The 18,553-nt window shown below is 62.1% G+C and carries 21 protein-coding genes; 13 read left to right on the top strand and 8 right to left on the bottom strand.

Annotated features, from left to right (window positions below):
• Positions 1 to 11 precede the first annotated feature (11 nt).
• Positions 12 to 668, bottom strand: a complete 657-nt coding sequence (locus D6858_RS08620; protein WP_120109056.1) for a Tim44/TimA family putative adaptor protein — start codon at positions 666 to 668, stop codon at positions 12 to 14.
• Between the two features lie 229 nt (positions 669 to 897).
• Here D6858_RS08620 and secB point away from each other — a divergent pair, with 229 nt between their 5' ends.
• From secB to D6858_RS08600, 4 genes are all read left to right on the top strand, one after another.
• Positions 898 to 1,434 carry a protein-export chaperone SecB gene (gene secB, locus D6858_RS08615; protein ID WP_120109054.1) on the top strand — a complete coding sequence of 179 codons (537 nt, stop codon included), beginning with the start codon at positions 898 to 900 and terminating at the stop codon, positions 1,432 to 1,434.
• Between the two features lie 30 nt (positions 1,435 to 1,464).
• A complete protein-coding gene (murJ, locus tag D6858_RS08610; protein WP_120109052.1) occupies positions 1,465 to 3,072 on the top strand; it encodes a murein biosynthesis integral membrane protein MurJ in 1,608 nt (535 codons plus the stop codon).
• Positions 3,073 to 3,293: 221 nt separating this feature from the next.
• Positions 3,294 to 4,322, top strand: a complete 1,029-nt coding sequence (gene trpS / locus D6858_RS08605; RefSeq protein WP_120109050.1) for a tryptophan--tRNA ligase — start codon at positions 3,294 to 3,296, stop codon at positions 4,320 to 4,322.
• Between the two features lie 190 nt (positions 4,323 to 4,512).
• Entirely contained in the window at positions 4,513 to 5,199 is a 687-nt protein-coding gene (locus D6858_RS08600) for a DUF4136 domain-containing protein (RefSeq protein ID WP_240623806.1), read from the top strand.
• Positions 5,200 to 5,302: 103 nt separating this feature from the next.
• On the opposite strand, the gene D6858_RS08595 is transcribed toward D6858_RS08600, so the two are convergent.
• From D6858_RS08595 to D6858_RS08585, 3 genes are all read right to left on the bottom strand, one after another.
• Complete coding sequence (locus tag D6858_RS08595; protein ID WP_120109046.1) at positions 5,303 to 5,599, bottom strand: PilZ domain-containing protein; 297 nt, start codon at positions 5,597 to 5,599, stop codon at positions 5,303 to 5,305.
• A gap of 79 nt (positions 5,600 to 5,678) precedes the next feature.
• Positions 5,679 to 6,140: a dUTP diphosphatase gene (gene dut, locus D6858_RS08590; protein WP_120109044.1), complete on the bottom strand. Its 462-nt coding sequence runs from the start codon at positions 6,138 to 6,140 to the stop codon at positions 5,679 to 5,681.
• Entirely contained in the window at positions 6,133 to 7,743 is a 1,611-nt protein-coding gene (locus D6858_RS08585; protein ID WP_120109619.1) for a bifunctional phosphopantothenoylcysteine decarboxylase/phosphopantothenate synthase, read from the bottom strand. Before D6858_RS08585 ends, dut begins: the two co-directional genes overlap by 8 nt.
• A gap of 280 nt (positions 7,744 to 8,023) precedes the next feature.
• On the opposite strand from D6858_RS08585, the gene D6858_RS08580 reads away from it, so the two are divergent.
• Positions 8,024 to 8,407, top strand: a complete 384-nt coding sequence (locus tag D6858_RS08580) for a hypothetical protein (protein ID WP_120109042.1) — start codon at positions 8,024 to 8,026, stop codon at positions 8,405 to 8,407.
• 13 nt (positions 8,408 to 8,420) lie between these two features.
• On the opposite strand, the gene D6858_RS08575 is transcribed toward D6858_RS08580, so the two are convergent.
• The 3 genes from D6858_RS08575 to D6858_RS08565 form a co-directional block, all read right to left on the bottom strand.
• On the bottom strand, positions 8,421 to 8,840 hold the full coding sequence (locus tag D6858_RS08575; protein ID WP_165859669.1) for a hypothetical protein: 420 nt from the start codon (positions 8,838 to 8,840) through the stop codon (positions 8,421 to 8,423).
• A 63-nt stretch (positions 8,841 to 8,903) separates the two neighbouring features.
• Positions 8,904 to 10,463 (bottom strand): 2-polyprenylphenol 6-hydroxylase, encoded by a 1,560-nt coding sequence (gene ubiB, locus D6858_RS08570; protein WP_120109038.1) that lies wholly within the window; start codon positions 10,461 to 10,463, stop codon positions 8,904 to 8,906.
• 73 nt (positions 10,464 to 10,536) lie between these two features.
• Complete coding sequence (locus tag D6858_RS08565; protein ID WP_120109036.1) at positions 10,537 to 11,280, bottom strand: class I SAM-dependent methyltransferase; 744 nt, start codon at positions 11,278 to 11,280, stop codon at positions 10,537 to 10,539.
• A 56-nt stretch (positions 11,281 to 11,336) separates the two neighbouring features.
• On the opposite strand from D6858_RS08565, the gene mutM reads away from it, so the two are divergent.
• From mutM to D6858_RS08535, 6 genes are all read left to right on the top strand, one after another.
• Entirely contained in the window at positions 11,337 to 12,152 is an 816-nt protein-coding gene (gene mutM / locus D6858_RS08560) for a bifunctional DNA-formamidopyrimidine glycosylase/DNA-(apurinic or apyrimidinic site) lyase (RefSeq protein WP_120109034.1), read from the top strand.
• Positions 12,153 to 12,293: 141 nt separating this feature from the next.
• The gene (rpsT, locus tag D6858_RS08555) at positions 12,294 to 12,554 is read left to right on the top strand and encodes a 30S ribosomal protein S20 (RefSeq protein ID WP_102153588.1); all 261 of its coding nucleotides are present in this window, start codon (positions 12,294 to 12,296) and stop codon (positions 12,552 to 12,554) included.
• A 423-nt stretch (positions 12,555 to 12,977) separates the two neighbouring features.
• Positions 12,978 to 14,444 (top strand): chromosomal replication initiator protein DnaA, encoded by a 1,467-nt coding sequence (dnaA, locus tag D6858_RS08550; RefSeq protein WP_120109032.1) that lies wholly within the window; start codon positions 12,978 to 12,980, stop codon positions 14,442 to 14,444.
• Positions 14,445 to 14,467: 23 nt separating this feature from the next.
• Positions 14,468 to 14,911 carry a DUF983 domain-containing protein gene (locus D6858_RS08545; protein WP_120109030.1) on the top strand — a complete coding sequence of 148 codons (444 nt, stop codon included), beginning with the start codon at positions 14,468 to 14,470 and terminating at the stop codon, positions 14,909 to 14,911.
• Positions 14,908 to 15,681 carry a HesA/MoeB/ThiF family protein gene (locus D6858_RS08540; protein WP_120109028.1) on the top strand — a complete coding sequence of 258 codons (774 nt, stop codon included), beginning with the start codon at positions 14,908 to 14,910 and terminating at the stop codon, positions 15,679 to 15,681. The genes D6858_RS08545 and D6858_RS08540 overlap by 4 nt, the downstream gene beginning before the upstream one ends.
• Positions 15,682 to 15,715: 34 nt before the next feature.
• Positions 15,716 to 16,282 (top strand): DedA family protein, encoded by a 567-nt coding sequence (locus D6858_RS08535; RefSeq protein ID WP_120109026.1) that lies wholly within the window; start codon positions 15,716 to 15,718, stop codon positions 16,280 to 16,282.
• Positions 16,283 to 16,301: 19 nt separating this feature from the next.
• Here D6858_RS08535 and D6858_RS08530 read toward each other — a convergent pair whose 3' ends face one another.
• Complete coding sequence (locus D6858_RS08530) at positions 16,302 to 17,009, bottom strand: NAD-dependent deacylase (RefSeq protein ID WP_120109024.1); 708 nt, start codon at positions 17,007 to 17,009, stop codon at positions 16,302 to 16,304.
• A gap of 36 nt (positions 17,010 to 17,045) precedes the next feature.
• Here D6858_RS08530 and dapB point away from each other — a divergent pair, with 36 nt between their 5' ends.
• Together dapB and nth are read left to right on the top strand one after the other, a co-directional pair.
• Positions 17,046 to 17,774 (top strand): 4-hydroxy-tetrahydrodipicolinate reductase, encoded by a 729-nt coding sequence (gene dapB / locus D6858_RS08525; RefSeq protein ID WP_120109022.1) that lies wholly within the window; start codon positions 17,046 to 17,048, stop codon positions 17,772 to 17,774.
• Positions 17,775 to 17,784: 10 nt separating this feature from the next.
• Positions 17,785 to 18,435, top strand: a complete 651-nt coding sequence (gene nth, locus D6858_RS08520) for an endonuclease III (RefSeq protein ID WP_120109019.1) — start codon at positions 17,785 to 17,787, stop codon at positions 18,433 to 18,435.
• Positions 18,436 to 18,553: the final 118 nt, after the last annotated feature.

The following is an 18,553-nucleotide window of genomic DNA, read 5'->3' as shown; positions in this document are numbered from 1 at the left end:
CATGGCCGATGTCAGGCTTCGTCGGTTTCGTCGAGCACCCACTGCGGGCTGCTGTCGCGAACGTCCCGGCGGAATGTCCACAGGTCGCGCGCTTCGATCGCATCGTCGAGCGATCCGGCTACGACATTGCCATCCTTGTCACGCGTTACCGCTGCGATATCCGCACGGAACGACACCCGGATACGGGCAGTCTGGCCGACGAGTTCTGCCATGTCGATTTTCGCATCTTCGATCCGAACCAGGCGATTTTCCAGTGTTTCGCCCGCCTGCTCACGCGCGGTGATGGCCGCATCGAAACCGGCATAGACATCTTGATCCGTCAGCTCTTTCAGGGTTTCCCGATCACCCTGCCAGAACGCTTCCAATACCATGACATAGGCACCCTTGGCCCCTTCGAGGAACCCGGTGATGTCGAAATTGCGATCGGCACTGGCAATTGCCTGAACGCCGCGCTCAACCGCCATTGGCGCCCCTTCCAGCGCTGCCGGACGGAACTGCTGCTCCGGACGCTGTGCAGGGGCAAGCGCCGCCGGGTGAGCCGAGTCACCTGCGTCAAAGCGATTGGGAATCGATTCTTCCTCGTGTTCCGCACGTCGCCCCAGAACCGAGTAGAGACGGAGTCCGAGAAACGCCGCGATCATGGCGAGGATGACGATCTGGAGTATCACTTGATTACCTGTCTTTCCCTGCGGGTGCTGTCGGAACGGCTGAAAACCGCCCCATATCCGCAAAATGTCACTACATAACTTGCCCGACATAAGAGCAAATTACAAATGAACAACGCATGAGGGGCATAAACGGGTCTGCCGTTGCGGTGGCGTTCCCACAATGCTAACCGGCGGCCCTATTTCGGCACCGAACCGTGTCGTACCAGCAAGATACAGGATAAATAGCAAGATGGCCGACGAAGGCGACGTTCTCACCGATCTCAACATGGACCCGGCCGCAGGCGCGAACGGTGCCGATAATCAGCCAGTTGCCGGAATTATCCAGCAATATGTCAAAGATCTCTCGGTCGAAAACCCCAACGCGCCCGCTTGTTTCCAGTGGCAGTCGCAGCCCGAAGTGGACATTCAGTTCAATATCGCGGCGCAGCAAATCGATGGCGAAGTCCACGAAGTGGAACTGAAGATCAACGTCACTTCCAAAACGAAGGAAGGCACGATTTATCTCGTCGAGCTGTCCTATGCCGCTCTGGTCGGGATGCGGAACCTGCCTGACGAACAGGCGCACCACTTCCTGTATGCAGAGGCACCGCGCCTGCTGTTCCCGTTCGCCCGCCGTGTCATTGCCGACGCGACCCGCGACACCGGGTTCCAGCCGATGCAGATCGAACCGATCGATTTCAACGGCCTGTATATGCAGCAGCTTCAGCGCCGTGCCGAAGAACAGGCCGCTGCCGGTGGCGACATGCCGCCCGCTGGCGAAGCCTGATTTTCGCAATCGCGTGAAAGCGTCGGGGGCGTGAGTTCGCTCGTCCGCAGTGTCGGCACCATCGGGAGCCTGACTGCACTTAGCCGCGTTTTCGGTTTCGTACGCGATATGCTGCTTGCCCGAGTGCTCGGCGCCGGGCTGGCGGCAGACGCGTGGCAACTGGCGTTCACGCTGCCCAACACGTTCCGCCGCCTGTTCGCGGAAGGGGCGTTCAGCGTCGCGTTCGTGCCGATGTACACCCGGCGGCTGGCGGGCGACGGCGGGGAACAGGCGGCCGACGAATTCGCGGGCGATGTCCTGTCGATTTTCGTGTGGGTTCTGCTGGGCTTTTCCGCCCTGTGCATGATCGCGATGCCCGGCATCGTGTGGCTGCTGGCCCGCGATTATCAGAGCGTTGCGGGCAAGTTCGACTTGTCCGTGATGCTCAGCCGCGTGACATTCCCCTATCTGGCGCTGGTCAGTCTGGTCGCCATGTTATCGGGTGTGCTGAATGCGCGTTCGCGATTTGGGCCGGGCGCATTTGTGCCGGTACTGCTCAATATCGTGATGATCGCAGGGATCATCGCCGGGTATTACCTGCGCGGCGACAGCGGGGACGACACCATCGTTGCCACTGCACTGGCGATATCGCTGTCGCTGGCCGGTGTGGCCCAGCTGGCGTATATGTGGCGCGTCACCCGCAAGGCCGGTGTGAAACTGAAAGTCACCGCGCCGAAGATAACGCCCGATGTCAAACGGCTGGGGATGCTGATCCTGCCTGCCACATTCGGGGCGGGGATTTATCAGATCAGCCAGCTGGTCGATACGTTCTTCGCCACCAGCCTGCCGCAAGGTTCGCTTTCGCTGCTCAAATTCGCGGACCGGCTGAACCAGATGCCGCTGGGAATATTCGGCATCGCACTGGGCACGGCCATCCTGCCGATGCTGGCGCGACACATCCAGTCGGGCGACAAGCGCGAAGCGCAGCGGTTGCAAACCAATGCAGTCGAAATCGCGATGCTGCTGTGCCTGCCGTGCGCCGTGGCGCTGTCGATCTGCGCCGAAGCATTTACCGCGGGGATTTTTCAGGGCGGCAAGATGACTGCCAACGATACCGCGATCATGGGCAATATCGTCATGGCGCTGGTCGCCGGTCTGCCTGCTTATGTTCTGGTGAAGGTGTTTCAGCCTGCCTTTTTCAGCCGGGAAGACACCCGCACCCCGGTATTCGTTGCCGCCGGTGCGCTGATCGTGAACATCGGGCTGAATTTCTGGGTCGTGCCGCGTTACGGCATTGTCGGCCTTGCCGCGGCAACGGCCACCACGGCGACACTGAACGTGCTGACGCTTTACACCATTCTGCAAATTCGCGGCTGGTTTTCGATGAGCTGGAAACTGGCGGGGCGGATTGGCCGCCAGATCGTGGCGACAGCGGCAATGGGCGCGGTCCTCTGGTGGCTGACGCCTGCGCTGCAACCGTATTGGAGCGGGCACGCCTTCGCGCGAATATGGTCGCTTTCCGCGCTGGTTGCGGTGGGTGCGATCGTGTTCTTCGTCACCGCCTACTTCGTTGGTGCGCTGGACAAGGATCTGATCGCACAGCTTCGCCGTCGCCGCCCGGCAGCCAGTGGCAAATCCCCCGGCAGCTCCTCCGAATAGCTGGCGCAGCATCGTAAGGGCTTTCGCCCGACGTCCGGCGGCGCTATGGGCATGGCCATGCACCCTATGCCTTCCTTCGCAAATGCTGCGCCGCGCCGGTTTTCCGTGCGCGGCCGGGCGGCCTGGCGATGGCTTTGATCGCCTGATCCAGACTATCCTGCCGCGCCTCAGCGGCAGCCAGCTACATTTGCGATTTACCCATTTTTCAAAGGCATAATTTCATGCGTATTGTTTCGGGCATTCAGCCCACCGGCAACCTGCACCTCGGCAACTACCTCGGCGCGATCCGCAACTGGGTCCGTATGCAGGACGATCTCGAACCGGGCAGCGAATGCCTGTTCTTCCTGGCCGATCTTCACGCCATCTCGATGCCGCACAGCCCGGCGGAGCTGCGCCGTGCAACCTTGGAAATGGTCGCTGCACTGGTCGCTTGCGGGATCGATCCGAATCGTTCGGTGCTGTTCAATCAGGCACAGGTGCCCGCCCACGCCGAACTGCAATGGTTGCTCAACGGCACCGCGCGCATGGGCTGGTTGAACCGCATGACGCAGTTCAAGGACAAGTCCGGCAAGAACCGCGAAGGGGCCAGCGTCGCGTTGTTCACTTACCCCGTGCTGCAGGCGGCGGACGTGCTGCTGTATCAGGCGACCCACGTTCCTGTTGGCGAAGATCAGAAACAGCATCTGGAACTGGCGCGCGACATCGCACAGAAATTCAACAACGATTTCTGTTCGGAAGATGCGCCGGTGTTCACCCTGCCCGAAGCGTTCATCCCCCCTGCCGCCGCCCGGATCATGAGCTTGCGCGACGGCACCAAGAAGATGAGCAAGTCGGACCCCAGCGAAATGAGCCGGATCGAACTGGCCGACGATGCCGATACGATCATGAAAAAGATCAAGAAAGCCAAGACCGATCCCGAACCGCTGCCCAGCGAGATGGCCGGTCTGGAAGGTCGGCCCGAAGCATTGAATCTGGTTTCGATCTACGCCGTTCTGACCGACGAGAAGCCAGAGGCGGTGCTGGCGCGCTTTGCCGGTCAGGGTTTCGGAGTGTTCAAACCAGCGCTGGGCGAAGTGCTGGTGGAAACGCTCAGCCCGATTTCGCTGCGGTTCCGCGAACTGGTGGAAGACCGGGAAGCTCTGGACGCGATTCTCGCCAAGGGTGCGCTGCGCGCGCGCGAGATCGGTATTCCGACTCTCGACGCGACTTACAGCGCGCTAGGTCTGGTAAGGGCACGCGAACGCGGCTGAATACATGCGTGGCGGGGCTTGTACCTCTTGCAAGCCTCGCCATATTTTTCTGTGAACCGGCTTGATGTTCAAACTCGGTTCACCGCGCGTAGTTTACAACTCGCCGTACCAGTGACAGCATGTGCGCTCATCGAAGGGGTAGGCCGCATCACGCGCAGGTCAGAACACAAGAGGACCGCTTTCTATGAATATGCCCACAAAATGGGGTCGCCGTATCAAGCTTCTCGCCGCGCCTTTGGCGCTTGGTGTGCTGGGCGCTTGTGCCACCCCCTTCAACGCAGATGTTTCGCGTTTCCAAACCCAGTTGCCTGCGCCGGAAGGGCAGACATTCGCTGTCGTGACATCGGACGCCGACCTTAAGGGTGGGCTGGAATTTTCGATGTATGCCAATCAGGTAGCGGCTCAGATGGAGAAGCTGGGCTATGCGCGCGCTTCCTCTGCCGAAGCGGCCACATTGCTGGTCGATTTCGATTACGGGGTCGACGATGGCCGCCAGCGGGTGCGCCGCACCGCGCTTGCCGATCCGTTTTACGATCCGTGGTACGGTTATGGCCGGTTCGGCTACAGCCGGTTCTACCGCCCTTACCCCAGCCGTTACTGGGGTGGCCCGTGGAGCTATGGCTTCTACGATCCCTTCTTTGACAATGGGTTGGACGTGTACACCGTGTACAAGAGCGGGATCGAACTGAAGATCAGCCGTGCATCCGACGGGGAACGCCTGTTCGAAGGTCGGGCAGAAGCGCTGTCGACTTCCAACCGGCTGCAATATCTGGTTCCCAACCTGATCGAAGCGATGTTCACCGATTTCCCCGGTGACAGCGGCAAGACCGTCCGCATCTCGGTCGCACCGGAAAATATGCCGGCGAAGCGTCGCTGACATCTATATCATTGACTTAACTGAAGGGCGGGTCCGATTTTTCGGCTCCGCCCTTTCTCTTTCCGGCCACTTCATAAGCGGGCACCTACGCGCTGATCGGTATTCAGCTGCTCAGTTTCAGCCTGATGTGATCGAATGTCGGGCCATACAGTTCATCACTAAATTGCACGCCGACATACCCGGCATCGACCCAGCGCACCGTCGCATCGAACGGGCCAAGGTTTTCAATTCGCAGCGTAATTTTATCGCCCGGCACAAGCCCTGTGAACCGATCGTAGAACTGGCATCCCGTTTCGGAGAGGTTTTTCAGCTGAATATCGCGACGAACACCGTTTTTTGACCGATAACGACCCCAAACCGACACATTGTGCCGCATTTTCGCTCGCTGGTCGTCGTTCATCGCGATCCCCTACCCAAATGGGTCAGATGGAGCACCGACGGGCCGCCGGACTTTTCGATACCGGCCCCCCTTACCCCATCTATGTCAGCGCCGCGTGCCCACCGGTCGAACCGAAACCGCCAGCGCCGCGCTCAGTTTCGTCCAGTTCATCCACTTCGCACCACCCGGCCTGTGTGACCGGCGCGAGGACGAGTTGCGCCACCCGATCCCCACGCGCAATCGCGAACGGTTCGGAGCCATGATTGATAAGGATAACCTTCAGTTCGCCGCGATAATCGGAATCGATCGTCCCCGGCGTATTCGGCACGGTAATCCCATGTTTCAACGCCAGCCCGGATCGCGGGCGCACCTGAATTTCGTAACCCGCAGGGATCGCCACCGCCAGCCCGGTGGCGACCGCGTGGCGCGCACCCGGTTCGATTGTCACGTCTTCCGCCGCCAGAACATCCATCCCTGCCGCGCCCTGAGTGGCATAGGCAGGCAGGGGCAACCCTTCGCTGTGCGGCAGGCGCTTGAGCTTCACGGACACCATATCAGTCATCGCGCGGGTCGATCCGGTTGAGCGTTTCGGCAATGCGTTCGGCCAATGCCATCGCAACTTTCTCCTTCGGCATTTCGGGCAGGTTTTCGACACCGTCGGCGGAAACGATGTGCACGGTGTTGCTATCGCCGCCCATGACTCCGCCCGATACATCGTTGGCCACGATCCAGTCGGCGGTTTTGCGTTTCCGTTTGGCGGTCGCGTTTTCGACCACGTCCTGCGTTTCGGCTGCGAAGCCGATCAGCAACCTGGGGCGCAGCTTACCGGCGGCGACCGAGGCAAGAATATCGGGATTTTCCGCCAGCAACAGCGCCGGCGGGGCAGAGCCGCGCTTCTTCATCTTTTCCTGCGCGTAATCCCGGCTGCGCCAGTCAGCGACAGCGGCGACCATCACCGCGACATCTGCGGGCAGAGCGTGTTTCACCGCATCGGCCATCTCACGCGCGGACTCGACATCGATCCGGTCCACACCGGTCGGTGTTTTCAGATGAACCGGCCCCGCCACCAGCGTGACACGCGCCCCCAGCGCCGCCGCCGCAGCCGCAATTGCGAAACCCTGTTTCCCGCTGGAGCGGTTGGCGATGTAGCGGACCGGGTCGATCGGTTCATGCGTCGGCCCGGCAGTGACCAGCACATGCCTGCCATACAAAGGGCGATGTGCCGGATCGCTGTCGAAATCGGGCTGCCCGTCCAGTGGGTCTTCTTCGACCAGCACTTCATCGGTGGTGGTTCTGGCAATTGTGCGGCCAATCGCATCGGGATCGGTCGGCGGAGCTGAGCGCGCCTGCCCCTTCTGTGCCATTAGCGGGCCGCTGAGGTCGGGTTCGGGCAGAGGCGCATCCCCTGCCTCGACCTCCGCTTCATGCTCAGACAGTTCTTCGATCTCACGCTCTTCGACCGACTCTGCGCGGCGCGCGTGCGAACGCGGGATCAGCGCGGCAAGCAGACTGCCAAATCCGCCCCGGCCCTGCGGTTCGGGCGCGTCTTCCGCTTCCGCCTCTTCCTCCACCGGCGGCGATGCCACCGGGGGGGCAGACGGCAAAGGCAGATCGTTGCCGGGATCGATTGCCAGACGTTCGGCAATCGCCACCCAGATCACAGGCGGTTCGGGCAAGCGCCCCGGCCCGAATTCGCCGCAGGCCATCGGCCCTTCGTCCGGGTCGATCACTGTCACACCGGCATCGCGCAGCCACGCGACATTGCGCTGCGTCGCCGCGTGGCCCCACATGCGGACATTCATCGCCGGAACCGCCATTACCGGCTTGTCGGTCGCCAGGATCAGCGTCGTCGCCAGATCATCGGCAATGCCCGCGGCCATCTTGGCCATCAGATCGGCTGTGGCGGGACATACGACCACCAGATCGGCCTGCCGCGACAACTGGATGTGGCCCATCTCGACCTCGTCCTTCAGGTCGAACAGGCTGGTATAGACTTTGTTTTCGCTCAGCGCAGCGAGAGCCAGCGGGGTGACGAACTGGCTGCCGCCGTCGGTCAGCACGCACGTCACCTCGCCCCCGTGCTTGCGGATCAGGCGCACCAGCTCGCACGACTTGTATGCCGCGATACCGCCGCCAACGACGAGCAGGATTTTCGGCCCGCTCATGTCAGCAACCCCACGCGCGGCACGGGATCGCTCGGTATCCGGCGCGTGCATGACAAATTCCGTCGTTTCATGAATTCAGCCTAGCGCTCCGCTATGGCGATTGCCAATCCTCAACCCGCATTGCAGTCTGCTTTGCCCGCTGGTTTTTATCCTGAAATGCACGGGCAACGGGCACAGGCTGGTACTGTCCCCGGTTCGAAACGAGATTTCGCCATCGCAGATCGTGCAATTTGCAGGAGATCGCCCTAAGCACAGGGTCGAAATCAGGAGAGATCACTCTATGCGCTTTATCGTCACGGCCCTGTTGTTCGCCATCGGCCTGCTGTTTCTGGTTCTGGGCGCGAACTTTCTGGTGTTCCCCGCCGATGCGGGACTCGGTTTCGGATTGACCGCCAAGGGGGCACAGGGTCTGGCTGTGCTGCGCGCCGATTTCCCCGCGCTGTTCTTCGTTGGCGGTGCCACGATGCTGTGGGGCGCGTGGAAGCGGAACGGGGAACTGTTGCTGGTGCCGGTGGCAATCTTCGGCATTGCCTTTGTCGGGCGTGTCGTATCGCTGGCCATCGATGGCCCGTATGAAGCGTTTGCCTTCCCGATGATGGTGGAAGCGCTGGCCGTGGCTTTGTCGCTGATCGGCAGCCGGGTGTTGCCGCACAAGGTCGTCTGATCGGGCCGAGCGTTCAGGCGAAGATGTCGGTATCGATCCCGCGAGTGAGTTGCGCGATGGCCGATTTGAGCATCGCGCGATTGGCCCACGCCGCGCAACCACCGGCAAAGGCACCGAACGCCGCAACCGCAACAAACGATCCCACAGTGGAATCGCTGCCTTCCGCAGACAGCGCCCAGAATATCGAAACCACCACTATGCCAACCGGCGCACCCACCGCGATCCAATAGCGCCTCCGCGCCCAACGTGGGTTTCGGGCGATCTGGCGCAGCATCGTCGCTGAACAAAGCAGCGAAAGCGGTGTCCCTATTATCAGGCCCAGAAGCGCGGCAAAAACAGCGCCGATCGCCATGAAAATGATCATCTCTGCCCCGCTATCGCCGAACAGCGTCACGACCAGCATAATCGCAAGGAACGTTGCCACCCCACTCACCGGCCCGGCGATAAGAGCCGGTCCCAGGCTGCGTCGCAAGGCCTGCCCGAACGTCACGCCCGGCTAAAGATGGAGAAACCCGGTGGCCAATGCACCGACCACTGCCACGGCGCCAACTCCGAACCCGGCCAGCACCTGCAACCAGCGCACACCGCCCGACACGCGCCGTTCCCACATCAGCGGGACATCGGGCAACGGCGGCTGTTCGGGCGCGCCACCCTTGGCCGGGAAGCGCTCCTCCACCCGGCGCACAAGATCGGGCAGGCGCAGCAGCGTTTCCAAATCGCTCTTGATCCGGCCCGCCAGCGCGGCTTCCGGCCCCAGCTCGTCGCGGATCCAGTTGCGGACGAAGGGGGCGGAAACGTCCCACATGTTGATCTGCGGGTTCAGGCTGGTGGCGATCCCTTCGACCATCACCATCGTTTTTTGCAACAGCAGCAGGTGCGGTTGCGTTTCCATGTCGAAATCGCGGGTGATCGCGAACAGCCCGTCAAGCATTTGCCCGACCGACAGTTCGCTCACTGGCTTGCCGCGCATCGGTTCGCCCACCGCGCGCAAGGCCGTCGCAAATTCATCGACCGAGTGATAGCTGGGCACATATTGCGCCTCGAAATGGATTTCCGCCACACGGCGGTAATTGCCCGTGGTCAGGCCATAGAGAATTTCCGCCAGCCATTGGCGCGCGCGCCGGTCGATCCGGCCCATAATGCCGAAATCGATGGCGGTAATCGTGCCGTCCGCCCGCACGAACAGATTGCCCTGATGCATGTCGGCGTGAAAGAATCCGCCGCTGATCGCCTGCCGCAGGAACGCCAGCACCAGCCGTTCGGCCAGTTCGGGCAAATCGTGCCCGGCGGCGATCAGCGCTTCGCGGTCGGATATCTTGATGCCGTCGATCCAGTCGACAGTCATCACCCGGCCATTGGTCCGGTCCCAGTCGATGGCGGGGATGCTGTATCCTTCCACCCCCTTCATCGATTCCGCCAGTTCGCTGGCTGATGCCGCTTCGCGCCGCAAATCCAGCTCGCGATTGGTCCAGCGTTTGAAGTTGGCGATAGTCAGCCGGGGGCGCAGCCGGCGCGCTTCTCCACCCAAAGCCTCCAGGTGGGCGGCGGCCCATTCGTATGTCGCGATATCGCGTTCGAGCCGCTTACGGACACCGGGGCGGAGCACTTTGACCGCCACTTGCCGCCCGTCGGTGGTCACCGCCTTGTGAACCTGTGCAATCGATGCCGCGCCCACCGGAACAGGGTCGATTTCCACGAACAGATCGCTCACCGGTCTGCCGAAACTGGCGGCGATCGCCTGCTCGATCTCGCTGTACGGGACCGGCGGCAGATCGTCTTGCAAAGTCAGCAGGTTGGCCACTGCCGTTTCGCCCACCAAATCGGGCCGGGTGGCCAGCGATTGCCCCAGCTTGATCGCTGCCGGGCCGATATCCTGAAACGCCCCGGCATAATCGGGTTCGCGCGGCTGAATCGTGCCGAACCGGGCGACGCGCGCCAGCCGCTTGACCTGCGGCGGGGTGTTCGGATCGCGCTCTATCCCGCGCAAGGCCCCGTGCCGCGCCAATGTGCGGCCCCACTTCAGCAACCGGAAGATATGCGTGATCGGGCGGGTCATAAGTCAGCGTGGCGCACAGCAGCGGCGGCACTCTCCCCTTGTCGGCAGAGGGAACAGGCGATGCGCGGCACCGTCAGACCTTCCATCCCGAATGGATCGCCACCAGCCCGCCCATGATCGGCTCCACCCGTGTGCGGGTAAATCCGGCATCGCGGATCATCGCTTCGAATTCGGGCATCGGCGGGAACCGACGGATCGATTCAATCAGATAGCGATAGGATTCGGAATCGCCCGCGATCAGCTTGCCCAGTTGCGGCACCAGCTTGTGCGAATAGGCATCGTACACTTCCCTGAACCCCGGCCATTCAGTGGTCGAGAATTCGAGGCAGAAGAAACGCCCGCCATGTTTCAGCACCCGGTATGCCTCGGCCAGCGCCTTGTCGATATGGGTCACGTTGCGGATGCCGAACGCGATGGTGTACGCATCGAACAGGCGGCTGGGATACGTCAGTTCTTCCGCATTCTGGCGCGACCAGCTCAGGCCATCGATCCCGCGCTCCATCGCCCGCTCGATCCCGACATCCAGCATTTCCTGATTGATGTCGGCCACTGTCACTTCCGCACCGCGCGCCGCCATGCGAAACGCGATATCGCCGGTGCCGCCCGCCATATCGAGAATCGCCTCGCCCGGCTGCGGTTTCACCCGGCGGACGAAGCGATCTTTCCATAACCGGTGCATCCCGCCCGACATGGCATCGTTCATCACATCGTATTTCGCCGCGACATTGGAAAATACCGCGCCGACACGGCGGGTCTTTTCCTCTGGGGCCACGTCTTCGTATCCGAAGGAAACCTGCTCGTCTGCGTGTTGGGTCATGCAACGCGCCTTAGGGGAGTTTCAGGCAGGCGCAAACACTGTTAGCAGCCAATGCGATGCCAGAACTCCCCGAAGTCGAAACCACTGTGCGCGGGCTCGCGACATTCCTCGAAGGGGAAACGATCGCGCGCGTCATCCTCAACCGGCCCGATCTGCGGCGCCCCTTCCCCGCCGATCTGGTGCAGGCGATGACCGGGGCAACGGTCAGCACACTGGAGCGGCGGGCGAAATATGGCCTGATCCACACCGACCGCGATCGCACTCTGGTGTTCCATCTGGGGATGAGCGGGCGCTGGCGGATCGATCCCAATTCGCCCGACAAGCACGATCATCTGGTGATCGAAACGGCCAGCCACCGTTTCGCGCTTAACGATGCGCGGCGGTTCGGCTCGGTCGATCTGGTGGACACCCCGCTGCTGAACGACTGGCCCGCATTCGCTGCGATGGGGCCGGAACCGCTCGGCCCCGGCCTGACCGCCGCGCATCTCAAGGCTGCATTTGCCGGACGCAAGCAAGCGATCAAGCTGCTGCTGCTCGATCAGCGGATCGTGGCCGGTCTTGGCAATATCTATGTGTGCGAGGCGCTGTTCCGCGCCGGGATCGATCCGCGCAAACCCGCCGGGCGCGTCGGCATGGGTAAGCTGGAATTGCTGGTGCCCGCGATCCGCGCGGTGCTGGAGCAATCGATTCTCGACGGGGGATCGACATTGCGCGATTACGCCCGCCCCGATGGCCAGCTTGGCTATTTCGCCACCCGCTTTGCGGTTTACGGCCGCGAAGGCGAAGCTTGCGTTCATGATGACGGCGGCACTATTCGCCGTATCGCGCAAGGCGGACGCAGTACGTGGTTCTGCCCTGTATGTCAGCGTTGAGCGGATTTGCCGCGCTTTCCCTTGACGATTCGCCCCTCTCCCGCTAGGGGCGCCGCTTTCCGGCGGATACTCCGCCACTTATGACATTTGACGCACAGGATTCCGGTCGCCCCGAGCGGGCGGCCCGCAGTAAGGACAGACATGGCCAACACGCCGCAAGCCAAGAAGCGTATCCGCCGCAACGATCGCCGGGCGGAAATCAACACCTCGCGCATGAGCCGCATCCGCAGCTACCTGAAGAAGGTTGAAACCGCGATTGCCGGTGGCGACAAGAAGGCCGCTGCCGAAGCGCTGAAGGAAGCACAGCCCGAACTGATGCGCGGCGTTGCCCGCGGCGTGCTGCACAAGAACACCGCCAGCCGCAAGATGAGCCGGCTGAGCAAGCGAGTCGGCGCTCTCTGAGTCGCGACTCGCGGGGGTCATAATCCCCCGCCAACCTGTCACATCAGGACCAACGCCGGTGCGATTGCGCCGGCGTTTTCGTGTGCGCTGTAATCGAATCGTCAAAAAGCTAGGAAATCCGCCGATTCGCGAGGCTGTAATATTTAAATTACTTCTTTTCAGTGACTTATATGCAAAGCTTAGGTTTTTGACGAGTCAACCGGGTTTATTTCAAAAATTTTGCGCCCCTGCCCTTGCCAGCAGGCCCGCGCTGTTGAATTGAAGATTGCATCAGCGGTTGGACAGCGCTGATTCACATCACTGGATCAGGCTTCCTAGCCCGGCGTCGGGGGATTCCGGGCAACGGCGAAGCTGTGTCCAAATTGAAGCTGGTATGCGGGCCCGATATTCAGTCGGGCGCCGATTTCGTGGGGGCTGGAACCAATGGCCGAATTGAATGGCGTTGCAGGCACGCCGCGACGCAAAAAGGGTGAAGACGGGATGGAAGATCTGGAGGCAGTAAACCTTGCGGCTGATTGGGCAGACATCAGCCTGGGACTGCGGAAAGATCTTGGTCACCAGCTTCACAGCCAGTGGATCAAACCGATTCAGGTCGGTGGTTTCGAAGAAGACACCGGCACCCTCAACCTGTACCTGCCCACCGAATTCTCGGCCAACTGGGTCAACGACCGATTCCATGATCGGCTCTCGCTCGCGTGGAAAATCGCCCGCAGCGAAGTGCGCCATGTAAAGATCGCGGTCCATCCGGGCCGCCGCAAACTGCCTGAGCTGAGCTTCGGGGAAGGCCACCGCGCGGCCAACGATGGCGGCGATCCCAACATGATTGCTGTTGCCGCCGGTACGATTGGCGATCGCGGCTTCACATCGTCTGTCGGGCTGGACCCGTCGCTGACTTTCGCGGCCTTCGTCACTGGCGAAGCGAATGTGCTGGCCTGCAATGCCGCTCAGCGGATGGCAGCCATCGAACAGCCGCAGTTCAGCCCGCTTTACCTCAAGGCAGCGACAGGACAGGGCAAGACCCACCTGCTTCACGCCATTGGCCACGCCTATCTCGCGGCCCATCCGCGGGCGCGGATCTTCTACTGCAGCGCCGAACGGTTTATGGTCGAATTCGTGCAGGCGCTGAAATCGAACCAGACAATCGAATTCAAGGCACGCCTGCGTAGCTTCGATCTGCTGCTGGTGGACGATATCCAGTTCATCATCGGCAAGGCCAGCGCACAGGAAGAACTGCTCTATACCATCGACGCGCTGCTGGCCGAAGGCAAGCGGCTGGTCTTCGCCGCCGACCGTGCGCCACAGGCACTCGACGGGGTCGAACCGCGCCTGCTCAGCCGCCTGTCGATGGGGCTGGTAGCGGATATCCAGCCCGCCGATATGGAATTGCGGCGCAAGATTCTCGAATCCAAGCTGACCAAGTTCGCGCCGCTGGATGTGCCGGCGGACGTGATCGATTTTCTCGCTCGCACCGTCACGCGCAACGTGCGCGAACTGGTCGGTGGCCTTAACAAGCTGATCGCCTATGCTCAGCTAACCGGGCAGGAAGTGTCTCTCCAGCTTGCCGAGGAACAGCTCACCGATATCCTGTCGGCCAATCGCCGCCGGATCACGATCGATGAAATCCAGCGCACGGTTTGCCAGTTCTATCGCATCGACCGCGCGGAAATGGCCAGCAAACGGCGCGCCCGCGCTGTGGTTCGCCCGCGACAGGTGGCGATGTACCTTTCCAAGGTACTGACTCCCCGCTCTTATCCCGAAATCGGCCGCAAGTTCGGCGGGCGTGACCATTCGACAGTCATTCACGCGGTTCGCCTGATCGAAGACCTGCGGCAGCGCGATGCCGATATGGATGGCGACGTCCGCAGCTTGCTGAGACAACTGGAAAGCTGAGCGTATTGCGCTATGGGGGCTGAATGACCCCCACAGACTCCACGGCCATCGACCACGCCCATCCCGCTGAATTACCGGCAACTTACTGGCAGGCTGCGCGGCGCGGGGCGAGCGGGCATTGTCCGCGCTGCGGCGGTGGGGAGCTGTTTCGCAAATGGTTGAAGCCGGTGGATCGCTGCCGCGCTTGCGGGCAGGACTGGACCCTTGCGCGGGCGGACGACATTCCCGCCTACATCGCGATCTTCGCCACCGGGCATTTGCTGGCCCCGCTGATGATTATGCTGATCCTCGATTTCGACATGTCGTCGTGGGCGGCGTCGGCCATCATCATCCCGCTGGCAACGGCAATGGTTCTGCTGGGTTTGCAGCCGACCAAAGGTGCTGTGATCGCTCTGCAATGGTGGCTGGGAATGCTCGGATTCAAGCGCGAACGTCCTGACACCAGCCCGATTTCCGACCGGAAATGACCCTTACTCCGGAACGTCTGAGTCGCTTCGCGCGGCATATCGTCCTGCCGGAAATCGGCGGTGTGGGGCAGGTCGCGCTCGCAGACGCGCATGTAGTGATCGTCGGTCTCGGCGGCATCGGCAGCCCGGCGCTGCAATATCTGGCCGGTGCAGGCATCGGCAAGCTGACACTGGTGGATGACGATACCGTCGATGCCAGCAATCTGCAGCGCCAGACGATCTATGCCGAACGCGATGTCGGCCACGGCAAGGCCGTATCGGCGCGCCGCTGGCTGGCCAATTTCGACCCGAAGATCGCGGTGGAGCTGGATGACCGGCGGATCGACGGCAGCCGCGCACCGCAGATCGTGACCGGGGCCAGCATCGTGCTGGACGGCACCGATAACTTCGCCACCCGCCTGGCAGTGTCCGATGCCTGTGTCGCAATGGGCGTTCCGTTGCTGAGCGCGGCAGTCGGGCGGTTTCAGGGGCAAGTGGCTGCTTTCGCCGGGCACCTTGCCGACTCCCCTTGTTATCGGTGTTTCGTGGGCGATGCGTTCGATGCGGACGATTGCGATACGTGCGCGGACGACGGGATGCTGGGCGCGATGGCGGGCTGGGTCGGGACATTCGCGGCGATGCAAACCGTCCGCGCCCTGCTGGCCCCTGTCGGCGCGATGGGGCCTGCACAGTGGGGCATCGTCCACCTGCTTGACGGTCTGCAACCGGGAATGCGGTCGATGACCATCCCCAAAGACCCGCAGTGCAAGACATGCGGCGCAACTGCATAAGCCAGCCCACCTGCAAGCCTCATCGCAGTGCGCGATGACGATAGAGGGCTTCATCGCGCAATACGGGCTGCTGGCTGTTGGTCTGGGCGCAGCTTTCGAAGGGGAAGCTGTCGTCGCCACCGGCGGATTGCTGGCCCATCGCGGGCTGATGCCGCTCGATCAGGTGATGCTGGCCGCAGCGGTCGGTTCGTGCATGCTCGATCAGTTCTACTTCTTCCTTGGCCGCTATCTACGCGATTCATGGCTCGTCCGTCGCGTTACCTCGCGCGCAACCTATGGCCGGGTGCTGGCCATGATCGAGCGTAACCCGACGCCCTTCATACTGGCGTTCCGCTTCATGTGGGGCTTGCGAACCGTCAGCCCGATAACGCTCGGCACCTCTCAGGTCGCGTGGCCACGTTTCGCCATCCTCAACGTGATCGCCGCCGCGCTCTGGGCGGTCATTGTCAGCTCAGCCGGATATTTGTTCGCAACCGGCCTGACTGCGGCGGGGGCGGAACTCCACCGGATAGAGCACCTCGCACTAGCAGTCGTGGCGATTACGGTGATCGGCGCGATTGTCGGCCTGGCGATGCGCCGCATATTCATGCCAATGCCGTGATATACAGGCAGGCCAGCACTCAGTTCTGCTGGCTCAGCACTTCATCCACCCACGAAGGCACGAGCTCGCTCGCCGGGCCAAGCCGCGTTTCGTCGAACCAGCCACTGCCCTGACTGCGTTCGAGGTTCAGTTCGAGCGTCTTCGCGCCCAGACTACGCGCGTCGCGCACGAAACCTGCCGCCGGATAGACGGCCCCGCTGGTGCCGATAGACACAAACAGATGCGCCCCTCGCATCGCCGCGTAAATATCCTCCATGCGATAGGGCATTTCGCCAAACCACACGATGTCGGGGCGCAGGCGCGGCTCGCCACAAGCGGGACAGTCAGGTCGGTCGATCAACGGACCGGTCCAGCGGCTGCGCGTATCGCACGCGGTGCACCATGCGTTGAGGTGTTCGCCGTGCATATGAAGAACGCGCTCGGCACCGGCGCGTTCATGCAGATCGTCGACATTCTGAGTCACGATCAACAGCCCCCCTTCCCATTCGCGATCAAGCCGCGCCAGCGCCCGATGCGCGGGATTGGGCGTTTTGGTCTGGATGGCATCGCGCCGCATGTCGTAAAACCGCAGAACGAGGTCGGGATCCCGTGCGAACGCCTCTGGCGTGGCGACGTCTTCCACCCGGTGCTGCTCCCACAGGCCACCGGCGTCGCGGAAGGTATCGATGCCACTTTCGGCGCTTATCCCCGCACCGGTAAGGATGACGATGTTGCGGATGTCTGCCATGCCCGGCAATGAAGCACGAGCAATCGGGGACTGGCAATGGCACGAATTGGAATTATCGGCAGTGACGGCCGCATGGGCCACGCATTGGTGAATGCAGTGGAGGCCGCCGGGCACACAATGGCAGGCGGCGTGGATCGCGGCGGCGATACGGCAGAACTGGCGGATGAGTGCGACGTGCTGGTCGATTTCTCCTCTCCCGCTGCGCTGGAAGGGAATTTACATGCCGCTATCGGGGCGGGCGTGCCGATCCTGATCGGAACGACCGGTCTGGAGGAACGGCACCATGCCGCGATCGATGCAGCGGCGCAGGCGATTGCCGTGCTGCAGACAGGCAACACCTCGCTTGGTGTAACCCTGCTCGCCCATCTGGTGCGCGACGCGACCGCGCGTCTGGGGCCAGACTGGGATATCGAAGTGCTGGAAATGCACCACCGGATGAAGGTGGATGCCCCGTCGGGCACTGCCTTGCTGCTGGGCGAAGCGGCGGCCGAAGGGCGCGGGATCGATCTGGCGGCCCATTCCGAACGCGGTCGCGACGGACAGACCGGTGCCCGTGCCGAGGGGGCAATCGGCTTTGCATCGTTGCGTGGCGGCACTGTGGCCGGGGAACACAGTGTTATTCTGGCAGGGGAGGATGAGCGTATCACTCTGTCGCACAGCGCAGAAAGCCGGATGATTTTCGCACGCGGCGCGGTGAAGGGGGCCGTGTGGCTCGTGGATCGGGATGCCGGGCGCTATACGATGCCGCAGGTTCTGGGGCTGTGATCCGCGTGCGATGACCAAAGACCAGATTTTCGAATTTTTCCGCCGCCTGGCGGAGGATAACCCCGAACCGGAAACCGAGCTGGAATATGGCAACGCCTACCAGCTTGTCGTCGCCGTGGCATTATCGGCACAGGCGACCGACGTGGGGGTAAACAAGGCCACGCGGGCGCTGTTCGCCAAAGTGAAAACTCCCCAACAAATGCTGGAGTTGGGCGAGGATGGCTTGAAAGAGCATATCAAGACCATCGGCCTGTTCAATTCGAAGGCCAAAAACGTCATCGCGCTCAGCCGGTTACTGGTGGACGAGTATGGCGGCGAGGTTCCCGGTACGCGCGAAGAACTGGTCAGGCTGCCCGGTGTCGGGCGCAAGACAGCGAACGTCGTGCTCAACTGCTGGTTTGGGCAAGAAACTTTCGCCGTCGATACGCATATCTTCCGTGTCGGTAACCGCACCGGGCTGGCCAAGGGCAAAACCCCCGAAGCGGTCGAGGCGAAGCTGGAAAAGCGGGTGCCCGGCCCCTTCCGACTGGGCGCTCATCACTGGCTGATCCTGCATGGCCGCTATGTATGCAAGGCGCGCACCCCGGAATGCTGGCGCTGCACAGTGGCCGATCTGTGCAGCTATCGCAGCAAGGTGATGGAAAAACCCAAGGGACGCTAGGCTTCTGGCGACCTGCAAATGGCGGCTTCCCGCATTACTCCGCTATCCACCCACTCCTTCGTCATTGCGAACGCAGTGAAGCAATCCATGGATCGACGATGCCGCCCATAGCGGCGGT

Source organism: Tsuneonella suprasediminis, assembly GCF_003605755.1.
Classification (GTDB): Bacteria; Pseudomonadota; Alphaproteobacteria; order Sphingomonadales; family Sphingomonadaceae; genus Tsuneonella; species Tsuneonella suprasediminis.
The sequence above is the reverse complement of the archived record's forward strand: the minus strand, read 5'-3'. Positions and strand labels throughout refer to the sequence as shown.